The organism is Pseudomonas sp. xss_2 (genome assembly GCF_043104195.1).
GTDB lineage: Bacteria > Pseudomonadota > Gammaproteobacteria > Pseudomonadales > Pseudomonadaceae > Aquipseudomonas > Aquipseudomonas urmiensis.
In genome coordinates, this window is record NZ_JBICKL010000045.1 from 56,524 (window position 1) to 80,718 (window position 24,195).

Consider the following 24,195-nt stretch of genomic DNA (forward strand, 5'->3'; position numbering starts at 1 on the left):
CGTCATGGACCTGTTTCGAAGCGAACCCGTCGCCCAGCCCCTGGCCGCTCGTCTGCGTCCGTCCAACCTGGACGAGTACGTCGGCCAGGAGCACCTGCTGGCCCGCGGCAAGCCGCTGCGTGAGGCGCTGGAGCAGGGTGCGCTGCACTCGATGATCTTCTGGGGCCCGCCTGGGGTGGGCAAGACCACCCTGGCGCGGCTGCTGGCGCAGTTCTGTGACGCCCACTTCGAGACCGTCTCGGCGGTGCTGGCTGGGGTCAAGGAGATTCGCCAGGCGGTCGAGGTGGCCAAGCAGCAGGCCGCCCAGTATGGCCGGCGGACCATTTTGTTCGTCGATGAAGTGCACCGCTTCAACAAGTCTCAGCAGGATGCGTTCCTGCCGTTTGTCGAAGATGGCACGCTGATCTTCATTGGCGCCACCACCGAGAACCCGTCGTTCGAGCTGAACAACGCCTTGCTTTCGCGGGCGCGGGTGTATGTGCTCAAGAGCCTGGATGAACAAGCGCTGCGCAAGCTGGTCGACCGCGCCCTGAACGAGGAGCGTGGGCTGGGCAAGCGTCAGCTGACGGTGGGCGATGAGGCCTTCAAGATGCTCATGGCCGCCGCCGATGGCGATGGCCGGCGCATGCTCAATTTCCTCGAGAACGCCTCTGACCTGGCCGAAGACGGGAGCGAGATCGGCGTCGAGTTGTTGCAAAGCCTGCTCGGTGACAGCCGGCGACGTTTCGACAAAGGTGGCGAGGCGTTCTACGACCAGATCTCGGCGTTGCACAAGTCGGTACGCGGCTCCAACCCCGACGGCGCGCTGTATTGGTTCGCGCGCATGCTCGACGGCGGCTGCGATCCGCTGTACATCGCCCGCCGCGTGGTGCGCATGGCCAGCGAAGACATCGGCAACGCCGACCCGCGCGCGCTGAGCCTGTGCCTGGCTGCGTGGGATGTGCAAGAGCGCCTGGGCAGCCCCGAGGGCGAATTGGCAGTGGCCCAGGCCATCACCTACATCGCCTGTGCGCCGAAGAGCAACGCAGTCTACGTCGGCTTCAAGACCGCCCTGCGCGAGGCGGCCGAGCACGGTTCGCTGGAAGTGCCGCTGCACCTGCGCAACGCCCCGACCAAGCTGATGAAGCAGCTGGGCTATGGCGAAGAATACCGTTACGCCCACGATGAGCCGGACGCCTACGCCGCAGGCGAAGACTACTTCCCCGAAGCCCTTGAACCGCGCGCCTATTATCAGCCGGTGCCGCGTGGCCTGGAGTTGAAAATCGGCGAGAAACTGCGCCACCTGGCCGAGCTCGACCGCCTTAGCCCCCGTCAGCGGAGAAAACCATGATCGCCCTGATAGCCGCCGTCAGCGCGGGCGGCGTGGCCGGTACGCTGCTGCGCTTTGCCACCAGCAACTGGGTCAGCGCCAACTGGCCACGGCACTTCTATCTCGGTACGCTGGCGGTCAACCTGATTGGCTGCCTGCTGATCGGCCTGCTCTACGGCCTGTTTCTGCACAAGCCCTTGGTGCCGGTCGAGCTGCGCGCCGGGCTGATCGTCGGCTTTCTCGGCGGCCTGACGACCTTTTCTTCTTTTTCGCTGGATACCGTGCGCCTGTTGGAAAACGGGCAGATACCGCTCGCCCTGGGCTATACCGGTATTAGCGTGTTTGGCGGGCTGCTCGCGACCTGGGCCGGCCTGTCTTTAACCAAATTCTGAACCACACACATAACGAGAGAACGATATGCTCGATGCCAAACTGTTACGCGGCCAACTTCAGGAAGTGGCGGATCGCCTTGCCTCCCGTGGCTTCAGCCTGGATGTCGCGCGCATCGAATCACTGGAAGAACGCCGCAAGGCCGTGCAGACCCGCACCGAGCAGCTGCAAGCCGAGCGTAACGCCCGTTCCAAGTCCATCGGCCAGGCCAAGGCCAAGGGAGAAGACATCGCCCCGCTGATGGCAGACGTTGAGCGCATGGCCAACGAGCTGACCGAGGGCAAGAGCGAGCTGGACGCCATCCAGGCCGAGCTGGACGGCATCCTGCTGACCATCCCCAACCTGCCGGACGCCACCGTGCCGGTCGGTGCCAGCGAAGACGACAACGTCGAAGTGCGCCGTTGGGGCACGCCGAAGGCGTTCGATTTCGAGATCAAGGACCACGTCGCCCTGGGCGAGATCAGCGGCGGCCTGGACTTCGAAGCGGCGGCCAAGCTCTCGGGTGCGCGCTTTGCCGTGCTGCGCGGTCCGATCGCGCGCCTGCACCGCGCCCTGGCGCAGTTCATGATCAACCTGCACACCGGCGAACACGGTTACCAGGAGCACTACACCCCGTACCTGGTCCAGGCCCCGGCCCTGCAAGGTACTGGCCAGCTGCCCAAGTTCGAGGAAGACCTGTTCAAGATCAGCCGCGAAGGCGAAGCCGATTTCTATCTGATCCCCACCGCCGAAGTGTCGCTGACCAACCTGGTGGCTGGCGAGATCATCGACGCCAAGCAGCTGCCGCTCAAGCTGGTTGCCCACACCCCTTGCTTCCGTAGCGAAGCCGGCGCTTCGGGCCGTGATACCCGCGGCATGATCCGCCAGCATCAGTTCGACAAGGTCGAGATGGTGCAAATCGTCGAGCCGTCCAAGTCCATGCAAGCCCTGGAAGGCCTGACCGCCAACGCCGAGCGGGTCCTGCAGTTGCTGGAGCTGCCATACCGCGTGTTGGCCCTGTGCACCGGCGACATGGGCTTCGGCGCTGTGAAAACCTACGATCTGGAAGTGTGGGTGCCGAGCCAGGACAAGTACCGCGAGATCAGCTCCTGCTCCAACTGCGGCGACTTCCAGGCGCGCCGGATGCAAGCGCGCTGGCGTAACCCGGAAACCGGAAAGCCGGAGCTGGTGCACACCTTGAATGGCTCGGGCCTGGCAGTCGGCCGGACGCTGGTCGCGGTGCTGGAGAACTACCAGCAGGCCGACGGGTCGATCCGCGTGCCGGAGGTGCTCAAGCCGTACATGGGTGGCGTCGAGGTCATCGGCTAAATGGATTACCTGCCGCTGTTCCACAAGCTGCAGGGCGGCCGCGTGCTGGTCGTCGGCGGTGGCGAGATTGCCTTGCGCAAAGCGCGCCTGCTGGCCGATGCCGGCGCCGCGTTGCGGGTGGTCGCGCCTGAAGTCGATGGTGAGCTTGCCGCCTTGGCCCGCGAGGGTGGCGGTGACGTCCGTGTGCGTGGCTATCAGGTCGCCGACCTGGACGGTTGCCGGCTGGTGATCGCCGCCACCGACGACCCTGCGCTCAATGCCCAGGTATCGGCCGAGGCCCAGGCCCGTAGCCTGCCAGTCAATGTGGTGGATGCACCGGCCTTGTGCACGGTGATCTTCCCCGCAATCGTCGACCGTTCGCCCCTGGTGGTGGCGGTGTCCAGCGGTGGCGATGCGCCGGTGCTGGCCCGCTTGATCCGGGCCAAGCTGGAAGCCTGGATTCCTTCGGCGTATGGCGAGTTGGCCGGTTTGGCCGCGCGCTTTCGGCACAAGGTCAAGTCACTGTACCCGGACGTCAATCAGCGTCGCGGCTTCTGGGAGACAGTATTCCAAGGGCCGATTGCCGAGCGCCAATTGGCCGGGCAGGGCGCCGAAGCTGAGCGCTTGTTGCAGGCGATGGTCGATGGCGCGCCGATGCAGCAGGGCGGTGAGGTGTATCTGGTCGGCGCCGGCCCCGGTGATCCGGACCTGCTGACCTTCCGCGCCTTGCGCCTGATGCAGCAGGCGGACGTGGTGTTGTACGACCGTTTGGTGGCACCGGCGATCATCGAGATGTGCCGGCGAGATGCCGAGCGCATCTATGTCGGCAAGCGCCGCGCCGATCATGCTGTGCCGCAGGAAAAGATCAACCAGCTGCTGGTCGACCTGGCCAAGCAGGGCAAGCGTGTGCTGCGGTTGAAGGGCGGTGATCCGTTCATCTTCGGCCGCGGTGGCGAAGAGATCGAAGAGCTGGCCGAGCAGGGCATCCCGTTCCAGGTGGTGCCGGGGATTACCGCGGCCAGTGGATGCTCTGCCTATGGCGGAATTCCACTGACTCACCGCGACTATGCCCAGTCGGTGCGCTTCGTCACCGGGCACCTGAAGGATGGCACCAGCAACCTGCCGTGGGATGACCTGGTGGCGCCGGCGCAGACCCTGGTGTTCTACATGGGCTTGGTTGGCCTGCCGACCATTTGCGCCGAATTGATCCGCCATGGCCGCGCTGCCAGCACCCCAGCGGCGCTGATCCAGCAGGGCACCACGCGCAATCAGCGGGTGTTCACCGGCACCCTGGCAGATTTGCCAGAGCTGGTGGCGCGTCACGAAGTGCATGCGCCGACCCTGGTGATTGTTGGCGAAGTGGTGCAGTTGCGCGAGAAACTAGCATGGTTTGAAGGCTCGCAGCAGGTCTGAAACATCGTGGGAGCGGGCTTGCCCCGCGATAGCTTCATAACCAGCAACATCGTTGCCTGACCTGGAGCTATCGCGGGGCAAGCCCGCTCCCACGTGATGTTATGGGGTCAGAATAGTGGCAGCGAGTAGCTCACCATCAGCCGGTTCTGGTCCTGATTCCATTCGCTGGGCACGCCACTGCGCAGCATCCCATTGCGCCAGCTGAACGCCAGCCCCTTGAATGTTCCGCTTTGCACCACGTAATCCAAGGCAATGTCCCGTTCCCATTCTTTCTCATCGCCGCCTGTGGCCATGCGGATGTTGGTCCCCTTCAAATACGTCACCGAAGCCATCAGCCCCGGTACGCCGAGCGCGGCGAAGTTATAGCCATACTGGCCAAACGTGGTGCGCTCGCCGGCACGGGTGAAGCTGGTTACCAGGCGGTCGGTGAACAGGTAGATGCTCGACCCTGCCGCGCCCTCACCGGTATTGCCCTGGTTGAGCTGGACGAAGTTGCCACTGTCGGAAACCCGTTGATGGCCAAGCAACACTGAGTGCCCACCCAGGGCATAGGTGAACATGGCGCTCCAGGTGTCGTTGTCGATCTTGCCCGGGGTGTCGGCCAGCCCGCTCACCTGATAGCCATCGGCACGGCCTGCCGCTGAGTCGTTGCGGCCATCGGCATCGGTCTTGAAGTAACGCAGGTCGGTGGTCAGTGACTGGTTGTCCGCCAGCGCCCAGACATGCACCAGGCCACCAAAGTGCTGCACGTAGTAGTCTTCCAGCTGGGCGGCGTAGTACTGCAGCTTGAGCGCCTTGGTCAGCTGGTAATCGGCGCCGGCAAACAGGAACTGGTTGCTCTGCTGGGTGCCACCGGCCACCGCCAGCCCGGAGCGATTGGTCGAGCCGCGCCCAGTGGTGTGCTCAAGGCGTCCGCCCGTCAATGTCAGGCCATCGAGCTCCTGCGAGGTGATCATCCCGCCTTCGAAGGTCTGCGGTAATACCCGCCCATCGTTGGCCACCAGGATCGGCAGCTTCGGCTGCAAGGTGCCATAGCGCGCCTCGGTCTTGGAAAAACGTAGCTTGCCGGTCACCCCCAGCCGGCTCCATTCGTCCACGGCGCTGCCATCGCTGTCGTCCGGAATCATCGAGCTGCCGCGATGATTACCCGCGCCGCCATCCAGGCGTACCCCCAGCAGGCCCAGTGCATCGACACCAAAGCCGACGGTACCGTCGGTAAAGCCTGACTTGTAGTCGAGCAGAAAACCTTGCGCCCATTCGGCGGTCTTGCTCTGCCCGGCGGCGCCTGGGCGGTCACGGAAATCGTTGTTGAAATAGTAGTTGCGCAACGTCAGTGTGGCCTTGCTGTCGCCGATGAAGTCCGCTTGGGCGGCGGGAACCAGCAGGGCGCTGGTGGCGGTCAGCAGGGAAAGGTGCATGAAGGGCTTTGTTGTCATTGTTGTTTTCCTGATGCGGGGAGGCGCCCAGAACACAGGCGCAAGTTGGCCGGGCGCGCTCACGCCCGGGTGAAACTGTTAGAGAGGTCTGGCTCAATCAGGCAGCCATTCCTGCAAGGTCAGCTCGATGGTGATGAACGACAGGTTGCGGCCTCGTTGCAGCCTGCCGGCGAAGATATTGCCGTCGGCGTCGGCCACCACTGCTTGCAGGCGGCTTTCGCCCAGGGCGATCTCGCCGCTGAGGCTGAGGATCTCCACTCCTGGCCCCGGCACGTGGATGTCCTGCATGCCACTGCGGCCCAGGTAGTGCAGCTCGGCGTCGATCAGGCTGCCCAGCCCGCCGCGTACTACCGCCAGGCTGATGCCGTGGCTGGCACAGAGCGCCTCGGCGCTGTCGATGATGTCTTCGTTGGGCTTGAGCCGGGCCACCACCAAGCGGCCCAGGCGGCCGCTTTGTACCTGGGATTCAGCCTGGGTTGCTGCAAGGTTCATGACGCCTCCTGGAACACCGGATGGAGCAGGTTGAAGTGGGTTTCAGCGTCGGGCTGGACCTGATAGGCGACCTGATCGAACAAGCACAAGCGCAGCACCAGCGGTTCGCTGCCGACGATCAGCCGGTCGAGCACCAGGTGGCCGCCATGCTGCTGGCCATCGCGGTCGAGAAAGCCTGCGTGGCAGTGCAGCAGCGGTGCTCCAGCGGCGTCGCGGCCGACCGTCAGCGCGCCGCTGACGAAGGTGATGTAGCCATCGAGGACCACCGCTTGGCCATAGTCGTAGGGCCGCTGTTGGTCTTGGGTGGTGACCATGCGGTGATAACTCAGGTGCGCCGCACCGCCACACAGGATGCGCCCGACCGCGCTACCATAGCGACGGCCCTCGAGCACCTTGAGCAGGCCCTCGGCGACGTTGCAGGCCAGCGGCAGGACCACGCGCAGCTCCTCGCTGGCTGGCACTTCGCAGTCCAGCAGGCGCGGCTGTTGTGGCTCGCCGCCATGAATGAACACGCGCACCCCGGCGCGCTGTTCGAAATGCGGGGTCATAGGGCAGGTTCCTCGCTGGCTTCGAGCAGGGCGCGGATCTGCTTCTTGACGATCTTGCCGTAGCCCGACTTGGGCATTTGCGACCAGCGCACGAAGCGCTTGGGCCATTTGTAGCGAGCCAGGCGCGGCTGCAAATGAGCCAGCAGCTGCTCGTCGCTGACCTCGGCTGTGACCACGATCACCGCACAGCCACATTCACCCCATTTCTCGTCAGGTAGCCCGAGCACGGCAACTTCGTTGACCGCCGGATGGGTGAGCAGGGCTTCTTCGATTTCCCGTGGGTAGACGTTGGAGCCGCCGGAGATGTACATGTCCGAAGCGCGGCCGGTGATGAACAGGTAGCCCTGCTCGTCGAGGTGGCCGAGGTCGCCGGTGTGGAACCAGCCAAAACGAAAGCACGCCGCGTTGGCCTCGGGGTTGTTGTAGTAGCCGGCAAACACCGCCGGGCCGCGCACGCAGATTTCTCCATCGCTGCCGGTGGGCAGTTGATTGCCGTGCTCATCGAGGATCGCCACCTGCATGCCGGTGCGCGGGTAGCCGCAAGAGCCGACTTTGGCCTGCGGCCCGTCCTCGGCGTCGTGGCAGTCGGCAGGTAGCACGGTGATGTTGCCGGTGACCTCGCCCAGGCCGTAGTACTGCACCAGCACCTTGCCCAGGGTACGCAGGGCGTGGCACTGATCGGCGCGGTACATCGGCGCGCCGGCATAGATCACATAGCGCAGGCTGCTGTGGTCGTAGCGCTCGACGGCCGGGTCTTCGGTGAGCATCTTGACGATGGTCGGCACGGTGAACAGGTTATCTATCCGGTGCTCCTGGACCAGACGCCAGGCCTCGTCGCAGTCGAGTCGGTCACTGGCGGGCAGCACGCAGGCGGCGCCGCGGGCGACGTTGATCAGTGCATGGATGCCAGCGCCGTGGGACAGCGGTGCGAGCACCAGCGAGCGCGATTGTGCGTTCAGCCCAGGCATCAGATCGGCCAGGTGGTTGTTGATCACGAAGGCCATTTGGCCGTGGGTCAGCACTCCGGCCTTGGGGTGGCCGGTGGTGCCGGAGGTATAGAAGAACCACAGCGGGTCGTGATAAGTCACTTCGGCTGGGCGGAAATCCGCTTGCAGCGCGGCGCCCTCATCGAGCAGCGCGTCATAGCTCAGCTCGCCTGTACGCGGCGCGCCGATGGCGATGAGCTGTTGCAAGGCAGGGGAGGCCGCGCGTACGGCGTCGACGTAATGCGCCATGCCTTCGTCGTAGAGCATCGCCACCGCGCCACTTGAACTGCCCAGGTAGGCCGCCTCAGGCGGGGTGATGCGCACGTTGGTGGGCACCCACACCATGCCTAGGCGAAACGCCACCCAGGCGCTCTCGAACAACTGCAGGTTGTTGCGCGAATGCACCAGCAGGCGATCACCCTTGCCCAGCCCGCGCGCGCGCAATGCCGCGGCAACGCTGTCGACCCGGGTCAGCAACTGGCGCCAGCTGTAGCTTTGCCCTGCGTGGATGAAGCCCGGCGCGTCGGGCAAGCGGCGGGCGATCTGGGCAAGCAATTCGCCCAGGTTCATCACATTGTCGATACCGCTGATCATTGCACGGCCTCCAGGATGCTCACGTAATTGGTAACCGCTGCGCCGCCCATGTTGAACACGCCGGCGCGGTCAGCCCGAGGCAGCTGCATGTCGCCGGCCTGGCCCGTCAGCTGCATGGCGGCCATCACGTGCATCGACACGCCACTGGCGCCGATCGGATGGCCCTTGGACTTGAGCCCGCCCGAAGGGTTGATCGGCAGGCGGCCGTCCTTGCGGCTGATGCCTTCGGCGATGACCCGTGCGCCCTGGCCGCGTTCGGCCAGGCCCATGGCCTCGTATTCGAGCAGTTCGGCGATGGTGAAGCAGTCGTGGGTTTCCACCAGCGACAGGTCCGCCAGCGTCAGCTCGGCGTGCGCCAGGGCCTGCTGCCAGGCCCGCGCCGCACCTTCAAAAACCGTCGGGTCGCGCCGCGACAGCGGCAGATAGTCATTGACCTGGACCGCTGCGCGAAAGCGCACGGCGTGTTGCTGGCCGTTCAGCGCGTCGACCCGGCTGATCACCAGCGCGGCCGCGCCATCGGTGATCAGCGAGCAGTCACTGCGCTTGAGCGGGCCGGCGACAAATGGGTTTTTCTCCGAGGGGGTGCGGCAGAAGTCGAAGCCAACATCGCGGCGCATGTGCGCGAAGGGGTTGAGCGCGCCGTTGGCGTGGTTCTTGGCTGCGATCATGGCCAGCGCATCGGACTGATCGCCATAGCGCTGGAAGTAGGCCTGGGCGATGTTGCCGAACACGCCGGCAAAGCCATTTTCGATCTGCGCTTCCTCGCGGGCATAACAGCACTTGAGCAGGATCTTGCCGACCTCGGCGGTGGGCAGGCCGTTCATCTTTTCAAAGCCCACCACCAGCGCATGCCGGGATTGCCCGCTGAGCACCGCCTGCAATGCCGAATGGATCGCTGCCGAGCCTGTCGAGCAGGCGTTTTCCACCCGCACCGAAGGGGTGAAGCGCAGCGCCGGCAGGTGGTTGGCCAACAGTGCGGAGGGGAAGTCCTGGTAGATCAGGCCAGCATTGAAATGGCCGACATGCACCGAGTCGATCTGCTCGGCATCGAGGCGGGCGTGGCTGAGGGCGCCGATGGCGGCGTCGGCCATCATCTGCTCGGGGTCGATATCGGCAAACTTGCCGAAGGCGGAGTGGTACCAGCCGCTGATAACAGGCGAATCCATGAGGTGCGTCCTCGCTTGATGGAGAGTGCGAGGTCGATAGCAAGGGTGGTGCCAAGGTCGTTTCGAGGCGTCTGCGTTGAGGCTTTGGCGCGTGCCCGGGGTGTCCATTGGTAGCGTTTAGCCGCCTACAGGTGTCGCCTTGGCCGCGCAGGCGACAGTTCAAGGAGACACCTGTTACACCCAAGCGCCGCGGATGCCTGCTCGATCACACTGTCACTGCCCGCCGAGTGAAATTTTATTTGCTAGCTAAAACATAGGCTTGAATAGCTTCTGGGGTGTTTGCACAGCGCTGCGCGTAGGTGCTGGCGAGCAATGGCACCCGTATTGCTAACAACACCTGCATCGTCGCTGCAATTCGATCAATAAGAACAAATAGGTCAGGAGAGCTTCATGAGCGATTTCACCCGCCGTTCCTTCATCAAGACGGCCTCACTGGCATCGGCCGCTGTCGCTGCCGCCGGGATGGGCCTGTACAGCGGCAATAGCCGCGCCGCCGACTTCAAGCTGAAGTTTGCCAACAACCTGCCCATCAGCCACCCGATGAACATCCGTGCCCGGGAAATGGCCAAGGCGATCAAGGAGGAAACCAACGGCGCGCTGAGCGTGCAGGTGTTCCCCAGCAGCCAGCTGGGCAGCGATACCGACACCCTGGCCCAGGTACGCTCTGGCGCGGTCGACCTGTTCTCGCTGTCGCCGGTGATCCTCGGCACCCTGGTGCCGTCGGTGCAGATCAGCGCGGTGGGTTTTGCCTTCAAGGACTACCAGCAAGTCTGGAGCGCGATGGACGGCGCCCTTGGCGAGCACGTGCGCGGTGAGATCGCCAAGACCGGTACGCTGTTTGCCTATGAGCGGATGTGGGACAACGGTTTTCGCGTGACCACCACCAGCACCCGGCCGGTGGCCAGCCCCGATGACCTGCGCGGGATGAAGCTACGGGTGCCGCCGAGCCCGATCATCATGTCGATTTTCCGCGCCCTGGATGCAGCGCCGACCAGCATCAACTTCGCCGAAGTCTACTCGGCGCTGCAGACGCGCATCGTCGAAGGCCAGGAGAACCCGCTGACCCTGGTGTCCTCGGCCAAGCTCTATGAAGTGCAGAAGTATTGCTCGCTGACCAACCATGTCTGGGACGGTTTCTGGATGCTCGGCAACAGCGCCTCCATCGGTCGCCTGCCGCCTGAGCTGCAAGCGGTGCTGCGCAAGCACATCGAGGCGGCGGTGATGGCCCAGCGCGATGACCTGGCCAAACTGGAAGGCACTACCCGCGACACCCTCAAAGGCAAGGGCCTGGAGCTGGTCGACTCGCCCGCCGAGCCGTTCCGCGCCAAGTTGCGTAGCGCCAATTACTACGCAGACTGGCACGAGAAGTTCGGCGACGAGGCCTGGGCCATTCTTGAGCAGTTCTCCGGGAAACTGGCCTGATGAGCGCGCCAGCGGTCACGGCCTCCAACGTTTCGCAGCGCCTGCCGGCCCGGGTGCTGATCTGCCTGAACACCTGGACCATGCGTGTGGTCGGGGTCATCGCCGTCACCTTGATGGTGATCGAGACCCTGGTGCTGCTGGCGGGGGTGATCGCCCGCTATGTGCTGCACAGCCCGTTGATCTGGTCCGACGAGTTGGCGTCGTCGCTGTTCATCTGGCTGTCGATGTTCGGCGCGGTACTGGCCCTGGACCGTGGCGAACACATGCGCATGTCGGCGGTGGTCAACAAGTTGCCGGCTGCCTGGCGCGGCTTCAGTGAAACCTTGTCGGCGCTGATCGTCTGCCTGTTCGTGGCGATGATCATTTCTCCGGCGATGCAGCATTCGCATGAGCAGATGTGGATTACCACGCCAGCCTTGGGCATCCCTGACGGGGTGCGCGCGGCGGCTTTGCCGGTAGGCGCGGTACTGATGTTGTTGGCGGCGGTGGCGCGCATGGCGCGCTATTCGACAGTGCGCCAGTTCATGGCCGGGCTTGCGGTGGTGGCGGTGGTGGGGGCGGCGTTGTGGCTGGCCCAGCCATTGCTGGCGGCGATGGGTAACTACAACCTGGTGGTGTTCTTCCTGGTGTTGCTGGGGGCGTGTGTGTTTGGCGGCATCCCGATCGCCTTCGCCTTTGGTACGGCGACCATGGCCTACCTGGCCCTGGCTACCCATGCGCCGTTGTCGATCGTGGTCGGGCGCATGGACGAGGGCATGTCGCACATGGTGCTGTTGGCGGTGCCGCTGTTCGTCCTGCTGGGGGTGGTGCTGCAACTGTCGGGCATGGCCCGCACGCTGATCGACTTCATGGCCTCGCTGCTCGGCCATGTGCGCGGGGGCCTTCAGTACGTGCTGTTGGGGGCGATGTTCCTGGTGTCGGGGATTTCCGGCTCCAAAGTCGCCGACATGGCTGCGGTGGCCCCGGCCTTGTTCCCCGAGATGAAGCGGCGCGGCTCCAAGCCAGAGGAGCTGGCAGCGCTGCTGTCGGCCACCGGGGCGATGACCGAGACCATTCCGCCAAGCCTGGTGCTGATCACCATTGGTGCGGTGTGCAGCGTATCGATCACCGCGCTGTTCATTGGCGGCTTGATGCCGGCGGTGGTCGCGACGGTCGCCATCGCGGTGGTTTGCTGGTGGCGTTCGCGCAAGGAAGACGGACCGAAGATCGAGCGCGCACCGCTGTCGCGGGTGGCCAAGACCTTCCTCATTGCCTTGCCTGCGTTAGCGCTGCCGCTGCTGATCCGCGTGGCGGTGCTCGAAGGCGCCGCGACCGCCACCGAGGTGTCGACCATCGGCGTGGCCTACGTAGTGTTGGTCGGCCTTGCCATGCACCTGTTCATGCGCCACATCGAGTTCGCCCGGCTGTACCCGATGCTGTTGGAAGCGGCGGCGCTATCGGGGGCAATTTTGCTGATCATCGGCATGGCCTCGGCGATGGCCTGGGCACTGACCCAGTCCGGGTTCTCTGCCTCGCTGGTGGAGCTGATCGAGGAAATCCCTGGCGGCACCTTTGGCTTCATGTTCGTCACCATTTTGGTGTTCCTGATTCTGGGTAGCGTGCTCGAGGGCATCCCAGCGATCGTGCTGTTCGGCCCGTTGATGTTCCCGCTGGCGGAAATGCTCGGTATCCATCCGGTGCACTACGCCATGGTGGTGATCCTGGCGATGGGCGTGGGCCTGTTCGCACCGCCTTTGGGGGTCGGCTTCTACGCCGCCTGTGCAATCAGCAAGACCTCGTCCGATCACGTTATACGCAGGGTTTGGGGTTACCTGGGGGCCTTGCTGGTGGCCCTGGTGGTGGTGGCCTGCTTCCCATGGATTTCCATTGGTTTCCTTTAAGAGAGGGCTGTCATGAGCCAAGCTGCGAAAACAACGATGTATGCGCCAGCCCACGGCCGGGTTGCGCTGGTGACGGGGGCTGCGATGGGTATCGGTGCGGCCATCGCCGAACGCCTGGGCCACGACGGCCACAGCGTGGTGGTGGCCGATATCAACTTGGCGGCGGCCGAAGAGATGGTCGCCGGGCTGCGGGTGCAGGGCATCGAGGCCCAGGCCATGGCCATCGATGTTGGCGATGCGCAGTCGATCAGTGCACTGTTCGCCCAGCTGCGTGAGCACTATGGGCGCTGCGATGTGCTGGTCAACAATGCTGGCGTCGCCCGCACCCAGGCGTTTCTCGATACCGAGCTTGAGGGTTGGCAGCGGCTGATGAACATCAACCTGACCGGCACCTTGCTGTGCAGCCAACAGGCGGCGCAGTTGATGCGCGAGCAGGGCTGGGGGCGGATCATCAACGTCGCGTCGATCAGCGGCATGCGCGCGAGCATGGGGCGCACCGCTTATGGCACGTCGAAGGCAGCGGTGATTGGCCTGACCCGGCAGATGGCGATTGAACTGGCTGAGCATGGCATCACGGTTAATGGCATTGCACCGGGACCGGTGGATACGCCATTGACCCAGACCCTGCATTCGGCGGCGACGCGTGAGTCGTATGCGCGCGCGGTGCCACTGCGCCGTTATGGCACGCCGGCGGAGATGGCGGGGGCGGTGGCGTTTCTGGCTTCTGAGGATGCCTCGTACATCAGCGGGCATGTGATCCCAGTGGATGGTGGCTTCATGGCTTCGGGGATCCTGGAGATCTGATCTGGCAGTGGCGGCCTCATCGCGGGGCAAGCCCGCTCCCACGCTACCCATGTTCAGTCAGTGTACCGGGGGCGTGGGAGCGGGCTTGCCCCGCGATGAGGCCAGTACCGACACCCTCGCAATCACCCCTCCAACCCCCGCTGCGCCTGATCCTCGCGCGTTGCCTGCTCGCCCGCCTGCAGCGCCGTCTCGACAAAGGTGGCAATGCACGGGTTGTGGTTGTCGGCCTTCCACACTGCCACCACTTCGATCACCGGCGCGTGCTTCAACGGCTTGAAGCTGGTGGTGGCCAGGCGCATGTTGCGCATCGAGCGCGGCACGATGGCGACCCCTAAGCCTTCACCCACCAGGTTGACGATGGTCTGCTGCATGTTGATCTCCATGCCGATGTTCGGCGTCACGCCGTGCTGCAGGCAGTAGTTGAAGATCATGTCGTGCAGCGCCGGGGCAATCCGCCTGGGCACGATGATGAACGGCTCGCCGGCCAGCGCTTGCGGGTCGATCAGCTCGTGTTCCATCAAACGATGCCCAGGTGGTAGCACCAAGGTCATTTCTTCGCGGTACAGGGTCACCGTCTCCAGGCCACTGCAATCCTGCGGCCGATACATGATCGCCACGTCCTTGTTGCCACTGCTGATGTCCTGGGCCAGGTCCAGCGGCAAGGTCTCGGTCAACTTGAGGTTGACCTGCGGATACAGCGCTGCGTAGCGGCGGGTGATGGCCGGGGTGATGCTGTAGGCGGTCGACATCATGAACCCCACCGACAATTCGCCAGCCGCCCCGCGCGCCGCGGCCAGGGCATTGCGCTTGGCCTGCTCGAAGGCGGCGAACACCGTGCCGGTGTCCAGGTAGAAGCGCTGGCCGGCTTCGGTCAGCTCGACCCGACGCCGCGAGCGATCGAACAACTTCACCCCCAGTTCCTCTTCCAGCAGGGCGATCTGCCGCGACAACGGCGGCTGCGAGATGTGCAGGCGCTCGGCAGCGCGACCAAAATGCAAGGTCTCGGCCAGGGTGCGGAAGTAATACAAGTGGCGCAGTTCGATCACAGTGATGCTCGCAAAGGTATCAATGGATGCTTGATTATGTATTGGAAAATATAAGTGCGCCTACCTAATGTGATCAGGCAACACCCCTTCGGCCCCGGCCACGCCACAAGCGTCGCCCGCCGACATAGTCACAAGCTATAGAACAATAAAAGGTGACGCTGATGCATTCCCTGACTGACCCTGCTGTGCCGTACGCCACCACCGCCGAAACCGATATCGCCCATGACAGCGACCCCCAGGTGCGCCAGGCCTTTCGCCGCGCGTTGCGCCTGATGGAGCGTGGTATTGCCGTGCTGATCCGGGGCGAAACCGGCACCGGCAAAGAGATTCTTGCCCGTGCCCTGCATGCCCACAGTCAACGGCGCAACGCCCAACTGGTGGCGCTCAACTGTGCCTCGATCCCCGAGACGCTGATCGAAAGCGAGCTGTTCGGCTACAGCCGTGGTGCCTTTTCCGGCGCGTTGCCGGGTGGCAAGAAGGGCAAGGTCCAGCAGGCGGATGGCGGCACCTTGTTTCTCGATGAAATCGGCGATATGCCCTACGAGCAGCAGACCCGTCTGCTGCGGGTGATCGCTGAGCGTGAAGTGACCCCGCTGGGCGCCGAACGCAGCCTGCCGGTGAATTTCGCCTTGGTCTGCGCCACCCACCAGGACCTGACCACGCGGGTGGCCGACGGCAGTTTTCGCGAGGATCTGTTCTATCGCATCGCCACTGGCGTGGTGGAGTTACCGCCGCTGCGCGAGCGCACCGATCGCGGCGAGTTGCTGTGCAACATGGTCGCTCATGAACTGCCCGGTTGCGATCCGCGCCAGGTGATCAGCGCTGAAGTCTGGTCGCTGCTGCTGACCCACGCCTGGCCCGGCAACCTGCGCCAGATGCGCGCGGTGATCCGCTATGCCTGTGCGGTGATGGAAGGTGCGCGGATCCAGCGCGGCGATCTGCCGGTGGACTTCCTCGCCCAGTTGCCGCCTGCCTCAGGCGCAGGACGTCCGCTGATGCCTAATGTCACGCCGATTCGCCCGATTCGCCCGACTCGCGCAGGCGATGAGCGCGCCGATGTGCTCGAAGTGCTGCAAGCCTGTCGCTGGAACATGTCGGCGGCGGCGCGTGAGCTGGGTATCTGCCGGCCATCGCTGTACCGAGTGCTGCGGCGCCTGGATATCCCTCCGCTCAAGGAACAGTTGGCGCTGGGCGCCTGCCGCAACGCCTGATCCGCATCACCCACTGATCGCACAGATCCAACGCCCCTTGCCGTGCAGGGGGCGGGCCTGAGTTCGACCTCATGAAGGAATAACAACAATGAATGCCGCTGCCGCTTACGCCCCTTTGAACTTCACCCTGACCGGTCGCACCGCATTAGTGACGGGCGCTGCCCGCGGGATTGGCCACGCCATCGCCGTCGCGCTTGGCCACTGCGGGGCGCGGGTCGCCCTGGCCGATCTTGATCCACAGGCCGCGGAGCGTGCGGCCGAACTGCTGCGTGCACAGGGGATCGAGGCTATTGGCGTGGGGGTGGATGTGGCAGAGGAACAGCAGGTGCAGGCGATGGTCACGCAGGTCGAGCGACTGTTCGGTGGCGTCGATATTCTGGTCAACAACGCCGGAATCGTTTCTACAGCGCCGCTGCTGGAGCTGACCACGGCGGAGTGGAATCGGGTCATGGCGATCGATCTCAACAGCGTGTTCTTCTGTGTCAAGGCGGTGCTGCCGGGGATGATGGATCGGCGTGCCGGGCGGATCATCAACATCGCTTCGGTAGCCGGTAAGCGCGGGGGAGGGTTGTTGGGCAACAGTTGCTATGCGGCGGCCAAGGGTGCGGTGATCGCCCTGACCAAGGGCCTGGCGCGTGAGGCGGGGCCGTTCGACATTACTGTAAACGCAGTGTCGCCGGCACTGACCGATACCGAGATGACCAGCGTGCTGGCGCCGCAAGCTCGGGCGCAGGTGCTGGCGCAGATGCCGCTGGGGCGTGCTGGGACGCCACGGGATATTGCTGCGGCAGTGTGTTTCTTGGCGTCGGCGGAGGCAGGCTTTGTCACCGGTGAGATCATGGATGTGGATGGCGGGTTCATGCGCGACTGAGCGATGCTACGGGCGTAAAGCTTGTAGGCGCGGGACAAACCCGCGCCTACAGATCGGCGTGTGCCTTAGCGGCCCTGCCAGATGCCGTGGCCAGTAAGGCGCTCACGATCATGGGCCAGGCTGAAGTCCTGCAGCGGCCCTTTAGGCACGATGCCATTGGGGTTGATGGTCTTGTGGCTCATGTAATAGTGCTTCTGGATATGCTCCATATCCACGGTGCCTGCCACCCCAGGCCATTGATACAGCTCACGCAGCCAGTTGGACAGGTTCGGGTAGTCGCTCAACCGTCGCAGGTTGCACTTGAAGTGGCCATGGTAGACCGCATCGAAACGCACCAGGGTGGTGAACAGGCGCACGTCGGCCTCGGTCAGGTATTCACCGGCCAGATAACGCTGGCGGCTGAGCAGCGCTTCCAGGTAGTCCAGTTCGTTGAACACTTCGTCGAACGCCGCTTCATAGGCCTCTTGGGTGGTCGCGAAACCTGCCCGGTAAACGCCGTTGTTCACTGCCGGATAGATGCGCTCGTTCAACGCCTCAATGGTTGGGCGCAGCGCTTCGGGGTACAGGTCAAGACGATTGCCGGTCAGCTCATCGAAGGCACTGTTGAAAATGCGGATGATCTCGGCCGACTCGTTGTTGACGATGCGCTTTTGCTTTTTGTCCCACAGCACAGGCACGGTCACTCGGCCGGTGTAGTTGGGGTCATCCTGGGTATAGCGCTGGTGCAGGAAGTCGAGGCCGTCGAGCTGATCGCCGCTGGAGCCATTTTGCTTATCGAAGGTCCAGCCATGCTCGCCCATCAGCCAGCTGACCACCGAGACGTCGATCAGCGGCTCCAGGCCTTTGAACGCGCGGAAAATCAGGGTGCGGTGCGCCCACGGGCATGCCAGTGACACATACAGGTGATAACGGCCGGCTTCGGGGGCGGGCAGCTGATTACGCCGCTGTGCGTTCTCGCGCTGGAACGCGCCGTCCTTGCTGGTCTGGTACCACTGGTCATGCCAGCGGCCATCAATCAAAAGGCCCATGGTGAGCTCCTCGGAACAAAGTTGTTTGTCGTTGGAGCTCAGTCTAGGGCTTATCGTTCGAATAAATAGCGCAAAGACTGCGCTGTTCTTATCGAATTAATTGATGTTTTTGCGCTCTGCCCAGTAAACACGGGCATTGCCGAAAGCTTGCTCGCGATCTTGCCCAAGCCCGCGCAGGGCCAGGGCCATGGTTGCGATCACGGCCATTTCGCCGTAGCTGTCTTGCGCTTCGCCGCGCCAGACCGCAAGCAACTGCTCAGGTTGCAGACTGGCCGGTTTGACATGGCGCTGGGCGCTCATGGCCGGCCACTCTTCGTCCCAGTTCTCGCCGCCGCTGGTGCCGTACAGATGGCTGGCAACGTCCGGGTTGATCTCGATCTCGCCGCCATCACCTTTGATCACCACGGCGTGGTCGCCCAGCAAACGGCTGGCCTCGCGGTGCACTGCCTGGTAGCCAGGGTGGAAAATACTTTGCAGGCCGCAACGCGCCGCCAGCGGATTGAGCACCCGCGCCAGCGAGTGAATCGGCGAACGCAGGCCCAAGGTGTTGCGCAGATCGATCATTCGCTGCAGCTGAGGCGCCCAGTCCTGCAACGGGAAGAAGGCCAGGCGCTGTTCATCGAGGGCGTTGGAGACCGCTTGCCAGCTGCGACACAGCGGAATTTCCAGCAGAGTCAGCAACTGCTCGGTGTACATCCGGCCTGCGGTGTGGGCGCCACCGCCATGCAGCATGATCCGCACGCCATTGCCGGCCAGGCACTTGGCCGCCAGCAAATACCAGGGTAGATGGCGCTTTTTGCCGGCGTAGCTGGGCCAGTCCAGATCGACAGCGATGTTCGGCGCTTGCAGGTGCGTGCGCAGCGCCTCGGTGAACCCAGCCAGCTCCTCGGCGCTTTCTTCCTTGTGCCGCAAGAGCATGAGGAAGGCGCCCAGTTGGGTATCCTCGACCTTGCCTTCGAGCAGCAGGGTCATCGCCGAGCGGGCCTCTTCTCGGGTCAGGCCGCGGGCGCCGCGCTTGCCTTTGCCTAGGATGCGCACGAATTCGGCGAAGGGGTGTTCGGCTGGGGTTTCCAGGGTGAGTGGGCGCAGCTCGGCGCAGAGTTCGGTCATATGCAATTGGTCGGCTTGGGCAGGCCCGCCAGCTTGGCGGCGAGTTTGGCGGGAGTGCCGTTGAACAGGCGATTGAGGTGTGGGCTGTTGCCTTTTTCCGCGCCCAGCTTGAGTGCGGTGTACTTGATCAGCGGGCGGGTGGCTGGCGACAGCTCGAACTCCTGGTAAAACTGGCGCAGCAGATCGAGGATCTCCCAGTGATCCTGGCTCAAGGCGATGGCCTCGCGCGCAGCCAAGGCCTCGGCGACGGCGGGGGACCAGTCTTGCAGGTCGACCAGAAAGCCGTCCTTGTCCAAAGCGATCTGCTGATCGCCGACAGTCAGGGTGCTCATAACCAGCTATTTACCTTGTCATACTTGAGCGACAGCGCAACGAAGGCCGGGTAGTCCACGGCTTCGGCCAAGGCGCCATCAATGCCGCCAATGCCGCGGGCCTGCAGGTCTTCGTCGAGCGCGTACAGGCGAGCCTCCAGGCTGGCCGCTTGCAACAGCCGCTGTGGCTCAGTGCCGGTACGCAGGGCGTAGACCGCATCGCCGCATAGCAGCAGCGCATCGTCAGCACCCAGTAACCGCAGGCAGCTTTGCAGGCGGTTGTCGCCAAACGGTGAGTGAGCAATTACATGCAAGGTCGTCATCAGAGTGTTACCACCTGGTCGAATCGGGCAATCAGTGCGGCCAGGGCCGCGTCGTCCAGCACCTCTACCGGCAGCGCCAGTTCGCCACTGTCAAGGCCGCGCTCGGCCAGGCTATGGCCGCAAGCGAACAGCGCATCGACGCCAAACATCGGCAGTGCCTGCAGGTTGGCAGCGAGGTTCTTCTGCTGCACCTGTGCCGGTTGCTGACCTTCGGCCAACTGGAATACGCCATCATCGAGAAACAGCATGCCCAGCGGCAGGTCGAAGGCGCCGCCGGCCAGGGCAATATCCAGGGCTTCGCGGGCAGAAGGGCCGTTCCACGGTGCCTGACGGCTGATGATCAATAAGGATTTGGCCATTTCAATCGCCTCCGAAACAGACCAGGCGGTCGGCAACTTGCGCCGCCTCATGCAACTGGCCAAGGCCGGACAGCTCCCACGGCGCTGGCAGGTTCACGGCCGGGCGCTGGTAGCGATTGGCTTCGGTCTGATCCAGCACGCCACGGCGCAGGGCAGCGGCAATGCACACCACTGCGTCAAGCTGATGCTCGCTGATGAAGGCGCGCCACTGCGCGGCGACGTCCAGTTCATCCTGGGGTGCGACGACGTTGGCCGAGGAGCTGTGTACCCCGTCCTGATAGAAGAACAAGCGGGCAATCTCATGCCCGCCGGCCAGCGCCGCCTCAGCGAAGCGCAGGGCGCGGCGCGAGGAGGGCGCATGGGCTGGGGAAAAAACCGCGATGGCGAATTTCATGGGAGGCTCTTGCAACGTAATGCGGCCATGATAAAGCAAAAAAGCCCGGATAGAGTGCGGGGCAAGCCCGCTCTCACGTCAATCCTACCAACAGGACGAGCAACGTGAGAGCGGGCTTGCCCCGCGATAGCTAACGCTCAGTCGACGCTTAGTGCTGATCCTTGCTCTCTGGCAGGAACCAGTTCAGCACCAGGGCGCAGATGCCGCCGGTGGCCACGCCCGACTCCAGCACGTTGCGCAGCGCTGCGGGCATATGCGCAAGGAATTCTGGCACCTGCGCCACGCCCAGGCCCAGCGCCAGGGACACGGCAATGATCAACAGGGCACGGCGATCCAGACGGGTGCTGGCCAAGATATTGATGCCCGAAGCCGCCACGGCGCCGAACATCACCATCGCCGCGCCACCCAGCACTGGCTCAGGCACTGCCTGGATTACCCCGGCAACGCTTGGGAACAGGCCGAGCAACACCAACATGGCTGCGATCCAGATGCCGATATGACGGCTGGCGATACCGGTCAGCTGAATCACCCCATTGTTCTGGGCGAAGATCGAACTGGGGAAGGTATTGAACACCCCGGCCAGCAGCGAGTTGGCGCCGTTGACCAGCACACCGCCCTTGATCCGCTGCATCCACAGTGGCCCTTCGACCGGCTCGCGCGACACTTTGCTGGTTGCAGTGACGTCACCAATGGCTTCCAGCGAAGTCACCAGGTAGATCACCAGCATCGGGATGAACAGCGCCCAGGAGAAGCTCAGGCCGAAATGCAGTGGCATCGGCACCTGGAACACAGCAGCCTCGTGCATACCGGTAAAGTCCAGGCGGCCCAGATAGCCCGCCAAGGCATAGCCAACTGCCAAGGCAATAACGATGGCGCAACTGCGCATCCACACTACCGGGATGCGGTTAAGCACCACGATAATCGCCAGCACCACACCCGACAGCAGCAGGTTCTCGCCATTGGCGAAGGTGCCATTGCCCATCGCCGTGAAGCCACCGCCCATGCTGATCAGGCCAACCTTGATCAGGGTTAGGCCGATCATCAGCACGACGATGCCGGTCACCAGCGGGCTGATCAGGCGTTTGACGAACGGCAGGATGCGCGACACGCCCATCTCGACGAACGAGCCGGCGATTACCACGCCGAAGATCGCCGCCATTACCCCTTCAACCGGCGTGCCTTGCTTGACCATCAGCGCACCACCGGCAATCAGTGGCCCGACGAAGTTGAAACTGGTGCCCTGCACAATCAGCAGCCCCGCGCCAAACGGGCCGAAGCGTCGGCACTGGACGAAGGTGGCGATACCCGAGATTACCAGCGACATCGACACGATCAGGTTGGTATCGCGCGCCGAGACGCCCAATGCCTGGCAGATCAGCAGGCCCGGGGTCACGATCGGCACGATGATCGCTAGCAGATGCTGCAGTGCAGCCAGCATGCCGATCAGTGGCCGCGGCTTGTCCTCAAGGCCAAGGACCAGTTCATTGGCAGGCGCTGGCGCGCCGGGCCCGTGTTCGATGGAACTCATGGGAAGCTGCCCCGGAAGAAAAAAGGAGCGCATTCTACGGGGCGCTAGGCAATTGGGGTAGGCCCCAGGCTCATTTGCCGCTTACTGGGCGATTTCGTGTTCGCCCCCCGCAGTTTCAACTCGTGGGAGCGGGCTTGCCCCGCGATGAGGCCAGCGCAAACAACACACCATCTGGGGCGCACAAAAAAGCCCGCCGAAGCGGGCTTTGCGTTACTCGATCAGCAACATCGATCAGTCATCACGACCCATGATGCCAAACAGCTGCAGCAGGCTGATGAACAGGTTGTAGATCGATACATACAGGCTGATGGTCGCCATGATGTAGTTCCGCTCGCCGCCATGAATGATGGCGCTGGTCTGGAACAGAATGCAGACCGACGAGAACAGAACGAAGCCAGCGCTGATCGCCAACTGCAGGCCGCTGATCTGGAAGAAGAAGCTGGCAACCACAGCGCCGAGCAGAACGAAGAAGCCTGCAGTGATGAAGCCACTGAGGAAACTCATGTCCTTGCGGGTGATCAGCACGTAGGCCGACAGACCACCAAACACCAGCGCGGTCATGGCAAATGCCGAGCTGACCACTTCAGCGCCACCGGCCATGCCCAGGTAGCGGTTGAGGATCGGGCCAAGGATGAAGCCCATGAAACCGGTGAGGGCGAAGGTGGAGACCAGGCCCCAGACCGAATCACGCAGCTTGGCGGTGAGGAAGAACAGCCCGTAGAAGCCGATCAGCACCACGAAGATGTTCGGGTAACCGACGCGCATCTGCTGCGCGACGAACGCCATCACACCGCTGAAGGCGAGGGTAAGCGCCAGCAGGCTGTACGTGTTGCGCAGGACCTTGCTGACCTCCTGCTGCTCGACCTGCTGGCCGTGTTGTACGGCATAATCCTGTTCGCGCATGGCGACACTCCTGTGGGGTTGAAACCTATGGATGCTGTGAGCATACCAGAGCCGCCGCAGGCCGCGACACAGAGAGTTTGACAGCTTGTTACATTACGGTATTATGGCGCCGCAAATCTGTTCCGGAAGCGTGGCCGAGTGGTTTAAGGCAACGGTCTTGAAAACCGTCGATGGGCAACTATCCTAGAGTTCGAATCTCTACGCTTCCGCCATATTCAAAGCCCTGATTACTCAGGGCTTTTTGCGTTTTTGGGGCATAGAGAAAGTACCCAAGGGAACAACCTGGGAGTGGTTTGATTTGCCAGCGCTGACAATACTTCGCTACTTGGTGGGTTTCGCCAGGGCTCCAATTCGGCGATAAACCCGCTCGGTAATGTCGCCCTTGGTGTGGCCCAGTAGCAGGCTGGCGTGGTCGACATCGGTGATCTCGGAAGCCGCCTTCGGGCGAATGTCGCGGAACTGGAACTGGCTGATCCGGCCGGCCAGAACTTGGTCACCGGCCGCGACTGCTTCCTTCACTGCTTCCTCTCTGGCGTCATCCCAGCGATGGCGCAACATGGGTGCCGTCACCCGCCTGCCGTTATCGGTCAGCAGCAGGTAAGGCGAACTATGTGAAGCATTGCGTTCCAGTATCTTCCTGATCAGGACGCCCAGGCTGCTCTCCACCCCATCGACCTCGAGCATGATCCGCAACTTCTTATGGGTCTTCTTCTGCTTCACGCCGAGCGCCTTGCCGTCGATGTCATCTCTCCTCATCACCAGAACGTCCGCTGGACGCTGGCCCGTCAGATACGCCAAGTCCATGGCGTCCTTCAGTTCACCCACTGCTTTCGCATACACCGCGTTCCATATCGCGTCGTTGGCGTAGAAGTCCCGCGGTACTTCCTTATTCTTGCGTACGCCCTGACACGGGTTCTCGTTGGTGGTGAGCCCCCATTCCCGGGCGATGTTGAAGATGTGCGACAGGGTGGCGATCTCGCGGTTCGCCCTGACCGGCGCTGTCCTGGCATCGCGATACTTCGCCACGTGCGCAGGCGTGATTCCGTCGATTGGCGCCTTCTCGAAGTAATTACGCAGCTGGCGTATCTCGGCCAAGTTGTCCTTCTGGGTGCGCGGCGCCTTCTTCGGGATAATGTCACGCTCGTACCGATCGAATATCGCGCCCATGGTGACCAGGTCCTTCGGTTTTTCCTTCGCCTCAAGTTCGGCCCACTTCAGTCGTGCCAGGCTCAGGTCGGTGCCCAGCGGCACCGACTTCCCTGACTTGTCCAAGTAGAAGTAGCTGATCCACTCCTTATTGGGGTTCTTCTTGCTCTTGCTGGTGCGCTTGCGTCGGTACATGCCCGGCGGCAAGTCCCTATTCTCTGTCTTCCTGGGGCGCATT

24 protein-coding genes and 1 tRNA gene are annotated in these 24,195 nt (G+C 63.4%); 10 read left to right on the forward strand and 15 right to left on the reverse strand.

The features are described from left to right. Positions 1 to 4 precede the first annotated feature (4 nt). Genes ACF8K2_RS07955 through cysG form a run of 4 tightly spaced genes read left to right on the forward strand, consistent with a single transcriptional unit; the run spans position 5 to position 4,399 of the window. Positions 5 to 1,330, forward strand: coding sequence for a replication-associated recombination protein A (locus ACF8K2_RS07955; RefSeq protein ID WP_392464221.1), 1,326 nt, complete (start codon positions 5 to 7; stop codon positions 1,328 to 1,330). Then, positions 1,327 to 1,701: a fluoride efflux transporter CrcB gene (crcB, locus tag ACF8K2_RS07960; protein WP_186557188.1), complete on the forward strand. Its 375-nt coding sequence runs from the start codon at positions 1,327 to 1,329 to the stop codon at positions 1,699 to 1,701. Before ACF8K2_RS07955 ends, crcB begins: the two co-directional genes overlap by 4 nt. A gap of 25 nt (positions 1,702 to 1,726) precedes the next feature. Further along, positions 1,727 to 3,007, forward strand: a complete 1,281-nt coding sequence (gene serS, locus ACF8K2_RS07965) for a serine--tRNA ligase (protein ID WP_392464222.1) — start codon at positions 1,727 to 1,729, stop codon at positions 3,005 to 3,007. Next, positions 3,008 to 4,399, forward strand: coding sequence for a siroheme synthase CysG (gene cysG, locus ACF8K2_RS07970; protein WP_186557186.1), 1,392 nt, complete (start codon positions 3,008 to 3,010; stop codon positions 4,397 to 4,399). A gap of 107 nt (positions 4,400 to 4,506) precedes the next feature. Here cysG and ACF8K2_RS07975 read toward each other — a convergent pair whose 3' ends face one another. From ACF8K2_RS07975 to ACF8K2_RS07995, 5 genes are all read right to left on the reverse strand, one after another. Continuing rightward, positions 4,507 to 5,817, reverse strand: coding sequence for an OprD family porin (locus ACF8K2_RS07975; RefSeq protein WP_392464487.1), 1,311 nt, complete (start codon positions 5,815 to 5,817; stop codon positions 4,507 to 4,509). Between the two features lie 111 nt (positions 5,818 to 5,928). After that, complete coding sequence (locus ACF8K2_RS07980; RefSeq protein WP_186557755.1) at positions 5,929 to 6,327, reverse strand: PPC domain-containing DNA-binding protein; 399 nt, start codon at positions 6,325 to 6,327, stop codon at positions 5,929 to 5,931. Further along, on the reverse strand, positions 6,324 to 6,875 hold the full coding sequence (locus ACF8K2_RS07985) for a hypothetical protein (protein ID WP_186557754.1): 552 nt from the start codon (positions 6,873 to 6,875) through the stop codon (positions 6,324 to 6,326). The genes ACF8K2_RS07980 and ACF8K2_RS07985 overlap by 4 nt, the downstream gene beginning before the upstream one ends. Then, a complete protein-coding gene (locus ACF8K2_RS07990) occupies positions 6,872 to 8,455 on the reverse strand; it encodes an acyl-CoA synthetase (RefSeq protein WP_392464223.1) in 1,584 nt (527 codons plus the stop codon). Before ACF8K2_RS07990 ends, ACF8K2_RS07985 begins: the two co-directional genes overlap by 4 nt. Next, entirely contained in the window at positions 8,452 to 9,621 is a 1,170-nt protein-coding gene (locus ACF8K2_RS07995; RefSeq protein WP_392464224.1) for an acetyl-CoA acetyltransferase, read from the reverse strand. Before ACF8K2_RS07995 ends, ACF8K2_RS07990 begins: the two co-directional genes overlap by 4 nt. A gap of 390 nt (positions 9,622 to 10,011) precedes the next feature. Between ACF8K2_RS07995 and ACF8K2_RS08000 the strand changes: the two genes are divergently transcribed. The 3 genes from ACF8K2_RS08000 to ACF8K2_RS08010 are packed head-to-tail and all read left to right on the forward strand — an operon-like array spanning position 10,012 to position 13,727. Continuing rightward, positions 10,012 to 11,043 (forward strand): TRAP transporter substrate-binding protein, encoded by a 1,032-nt coding sequence (locus tag ACF8K2_RS08000; protein ID WP_392464225.1) that lies wholly within the window; start codon positions 10,012 to 10,014, stop codon positions 11,041 to 11,043. After that, positions 11,043 to 12,923, forward strand: a complete 1,881-nt coding sequence (locus ACF8K2_RS08005; protein WP_264233191.1) for a TRAP transporter large permease subunit — start codon at positions 11,043 to 11,045, stop codon at positions 12,921 to 12,923. The genes ACF8K2_RS08000 and ACF8K2_RS08005 overlap by 1 nt, the downstream gene beginning before the upstream one ends. A 12-nt stretch (positions 12,924 to 12,935) precedes the next feature. Beyond that, complete coding sequence (locus ACF8K2_RS08010) at positions 12,936 to 13,727, forward strand: SDR family NAD(P)-dependent oxidoreductase (protein WP_392464226.1); 792 nt, start codon at positions 12,936 to 12,938, stop codon at positions 13,725 to 13,727. 122 nt (positions 13,728 to 13,849) lie between these two features. On the opposite strand, the gene ACF8K2_RS08015 is transcribed toward ACF8K2_RS08010, so the two are convergent. Continuing rightward, positions 13,850 to 14,773, reverse strand: coding sequence for a LysR family transcriptional regulator (locus tag ACF8K2_RS08015; RefSeq protein WP_392464227.1), 924 nt, complete (start codon positions 14,771 to 14,773; stop codon positions 13,850 to 13,852). Positions 14,774 to 14,934: 161 nt separating this feature from the next. On the opposite strand from ACF8K2_RS08015, the gene ACF8K2_RS08020 reads away from it, so the two are divergent. Next, the gene (locus ACF8K2_RS08020) at positions 14,935 to 15,984 is read left to right on the forward strand and encodes a sigma-54-dependent Fis family transcriptional regulator (RefSeq protein ID WP_392464228.1); all 1,050 of its coding nucleotides are present in this window, start codon (positions 14,935 to 14,937) and stop codon (positions 15,982 to 15,984) included. 88 nt (positions 15,985 to 16,072) lie between these two features. Further along, positions 16,073 to 16,855, forward strand: a complete 783-nt coding sequence (locus ACF8K2_RS08025) for an SDR family NAD(P)-dependent oxidoreductase (protein ID WP_186555080.1) — start codon at positions 16,073 to 16,075, stop codon at positions 16,853 to 16,855. A 65-nt stretch (positions 16,856 to 16,920) separates the two neighbouring features. Here ACF8K2_RS08025 and ACF8K2_RS08030 read toward each other — a convergent pair whose 3' ends face one another. The 8 genes from ACF8K2_RS08030 to ACF8K2_RS08065 form a co-directional block, all read right to left on the reverse strand. Further along, the gene (locus tag ACF8K2_RS08030) at positions 16,921 to 17,883 is read right to left on the reverse strand and encodes a glutathione S-transferase family protein (protein WP_392464229.1); all 963 of its coding nucleotides are present in this window, start codon (positions 17,881 to 17,883) and stop codon (positions 16,921 to 16,923) included. A gap of 96 nt (positions 17,884 to 17,979) precedes the next feature. Next, positions 17,980 to 18,993 carry a glycosyl transferase family protein gene (locus tag ACF8K2_RS08035; RefSeq protein ID WP_392464230.1) on the reverse strand — a complete coding sequence of 338 codons (1,014 nt, stop codon included), beginning with the start codon at positions 18,991 to 18,993 and terminating at the stop codon, positions 17,980 to 17,982. Continuing rightward, a complete protein-coding gene (locus ACF8K2_RS08040) occupies positions 18,990 to 19,325 on the reverse strand; it encodes a TusE/DsrC/DsvC family sulfur relay protein (RefSeq protein ID WP_392464231.1) in 336 nt (111 codons plus the stop codon). The genes ACF8K2_RS08035 and ACF8K2_RS08040 overlap by 4 nt, the downstream gene beginning before the upstream one ends. Continuing rightward, on the reverse strand, positions 19,322 to 19,627 hold the full coding sequence (tusB, locus tag ACF8K2_RS08045; protein ID WP_392464232.1) for a sulfurtransferase complex subunit TusB: 306 nt from the start codon (positions 19,625 to 19,627) through the stop codon (positions 19,322 to 19,324). Before tusB ends, ACF8K2_RS08040 begins: the two co-directional genes overlap by 4 nt. Next, positions 19,627 to 19,986 (reverse strand): sulfurtransferase complex subunit TusC, encoded by a 360-nt coding sequence (gene tusC / locus ACF8K2_RS08050; RefSeq protein WP_392464233.1) that lies wholly within the window; start codon positions 19,984 to 19,986, stop codon positions 19,627 to 19,629. Before tusC ends, tusB begins: the two co-directional genes overlap by 1 nt. 1 nt (position 19,987) lies before the next feature. Then, the gene (gene tusD, locus ACF8K2_RS08055; protein ID WP_392464234.1) at positions 19,988 to 20,380 is read right to left on the reverse strand and encodes a sulfurtransferase complex subunit TusD; all 393 of its coding nucleotides are present in this window, start codon (positions 20,378 to 20,380) and stop codon (positions 19,988 to 19,990) included. A 148-nt stretch (positions 20,381 to 20,528) separates the two neighbouring features. After that, on the reverse strand, positions 20,529 to 21,908 hold the full coding sequence (locus tag ACF8K2_RS08060) for a nucleobase:cation symporter-2 family protein (RefSeq protein WP_186555087.1): 1,380 nt from the start codon (positions 21,906 to 21,908) through the stop codon (positions 20,529 to 20,531). Between the two features lie 231 nt (positions 21,909 to 22,139). Beyond that, a complete protein-coding gene (locus tag ACF8K2_RS08065; protein ID WP_186555088.1) occupies positions 22,140 to 22,811 on the reverse strand; it encodes a Bax inhibitor-1/YccA family protein in 672 nt (223 codons plus the stop codon). Positions 22,812 to 22,935: 124 nt separating this feature from the next. Here ACF8K2_RS08065 and ACF8K2_RS08070 point away from each other — a divergent pair. Beyond that, positions 22,936 to 23,023: transfer RNA gene (locus ACF8K2_RS08070), tRNA-Ser, on the forward strand. A gap of 109 nt (positions 23,024 to 23,132) precedes the next feature. Here the strand turns inward: ACF8K2_RS08070 and ACF8K2_RS08075 are convergent. After that, positions 23,133 to 24,194, reverse strand: coding sequence for a tyrosine-type recombinase/integrase (locus tag ACF8K2_RS08075; protein WP_392464235.1), 1,062 nt, complete (start codon positions 24,192 to 24,194; stop codon positions 23,133 to 23,135). Between the last annotated feature and the right edge of the window lies 1 nt (position 24,195).

What these genes read in the sequence shown, in the direction of transcription:
- ACF8K2_RS07955 (WP_392464221.1), top strand. Translation starts at nt 5, where the DNA reads ATGGACCTGTTTCGAAGCGAACCCGTCGCCCAGCCCCTGGCCGCTCGT.
- crcB (WP_186557188.1), top strand. Translation starts at nt 1,327, where the DNA reads ATGATCGCCCTGATAGCCGCCGTCAGCGCGGGCGGCGTGGCCGGTACG.
- serS (WP_392464222.1), top strand. Translation starts at nt 1,727, where the DNA reads ATGCTCGATGCCAAACTGTTACGCGGCCAACTTCAGGAAGTGGCGGAT.
- cysG (WP_186557186.1), top strand. Translation starts at nt 3,008, where the DNA reads ATGGATTACCTGCCGCTGTTCCACAAGCTGCAGGGCGGCCGCGTGCTG.
- ACF8K2_RS07975 (WP_392464487.1), bottom strand. Translation starts at nt 5,817, where the DNA reads ATGCACCTTTCCCTGCTGACCGCCACCAGCGCCCTGCTGGTTCCCGCC.
- ACF8K2_RS07980 (WP_186557755.1), bottom strand. Translation starts at nt 6,327, where the DNA reads ATGAACCTTGCAGCAACCCAGGCTGAATCCCAGGTACAAAGCGGCCGC.
- ACF8K2_RS07985 (WP_186557754.1), bottom strand. Translation starts at nt 6,875, where the DNA reads ATGACCCCGCATTTCGAACAGCGCGCCGGGGTGCGCGTGTTCATTCAT.
- ACF8K2_RS07990 (WP_392464223.1), bottom strand. Translation starts at nt 8,455, where the DNA reads ATGATCAGCGGTATCGACAATGTGATGAACCTGGGCGAATTGCTTGCC.
- ACF8K2_RS07995 (WP_392464224.1), bottom strand. Translation starts at nt 9,621, where the DNA reads ATGGATTCGCCTGTTATCAGCGGCTGGTACCACTCCGCCTTCGGCAAG.
- ACF8K2_RS08000 (WP_392464225.1), top strand. Translation starts at nt 10,012, where the DNA reads ATGAGCGATTTCACCCGCCGTTCCTTCATCAAGACGGCCTCACTGGCA.
- ACF8K2_RS08005 (WP_264233191.1), top strand. Translation starts at nt 11,043, where the DNA reads ATGAGCGCGCCAGCGGTCACGGCCTCCAACGTTTCGCAGCGCCTGCCG.
- ACF8K2_RS08010 (WP_392464226.1), top strand. Translation starts at nt 12,936, where the DNA reads ATGAGCCAAGCTGCGAAAACAACGATGTATGCGCCAGCCCACGGCCGG.
- ACF8K2_RS08020 (WP_392464228.1), top strand. Translation starts at nt 14,935, where the DNA reads ATGCATTCCCTGACTGACCCTGCTGTGCCGTACGCCACCACCGCCGAA.
- ACF8K2_RS08025 (WP_186555080.1), top strand. Translation starts at nt 16,073, where the DNA reads ATGAATGCCGCTGCCGCTTACGCCCCTTTGAACTTCACCCTGACCGGT.
- ACF8K2_RS08030 (WP_392464229.1), bottom strand. Translation starts at nt 17,883, where the DNA reads ATGGGCCTTTTGATTGATGGCCGCTGGCATGACCAGTGGTACCAGACC.
- ACF8K2_RS08035 (WP_392464230.1), bottom strand. Translation starts at nt 18,993, where the DNA reads ATGACCGAACTCTGCGCCGAGCTGCGCCCACTCACCCTGGAAACCCCA.
- ACF8K2_RS08040 (WP_392464231.1), bottom strand. Translation starts at nt 19,325, where the DNA reads ATGAGCACCCTGACTGTCGGCGATCAGCAGATCGCTTTGGACAAGGAC.
- tusB (WP_392464232.1), bottom strand. Translation starts at nt 19,627, where the DNA reads ATGACGACCTTGCATGTAATTGCTCACTCACCGTTTGGCGACAACCGC.
- tusC (WP_392464233.1), bottom strand. Translation starts at nt 19,986, where the DNA reads ATGGCCAAATCCTTATTGATCATCAGCCGTCAGGCACCGTGGAACGGC.
- tusD (WP_392464234.1), bottom strand. Translation starts at nt 20,380, where the DNA reads ATGAAATTCGCCATCGCGGTTTTTTCCCCAGCCCATGCGCCCTCCTCG.
- ACF8K2_RS08060 (WP_186555087.1), bottom strand. Translation starts at nt 21,908, where the DNA reads ATGAGTTCCATCGAACACGGGCCCGGCGCGCCAGCGCCTGCCAATGAA.
- ACF8K2_RS08065 (WP_186555088.1), bottom strand. Translation starts at nt 22,811, where the DNA reads ATGCGCGAACAGGATTATGCCGTACAACACGGCCAGCAGGTCGAGCAG.
- ACF8K2_RS08075 (WP_392464235.1), bottom strand. Translation starts at nt 24,194, where the DNA reads ATGCGCCCCAGGAAGACAGAGAATAGGGACTTGCCGCCGGGCATGTAC.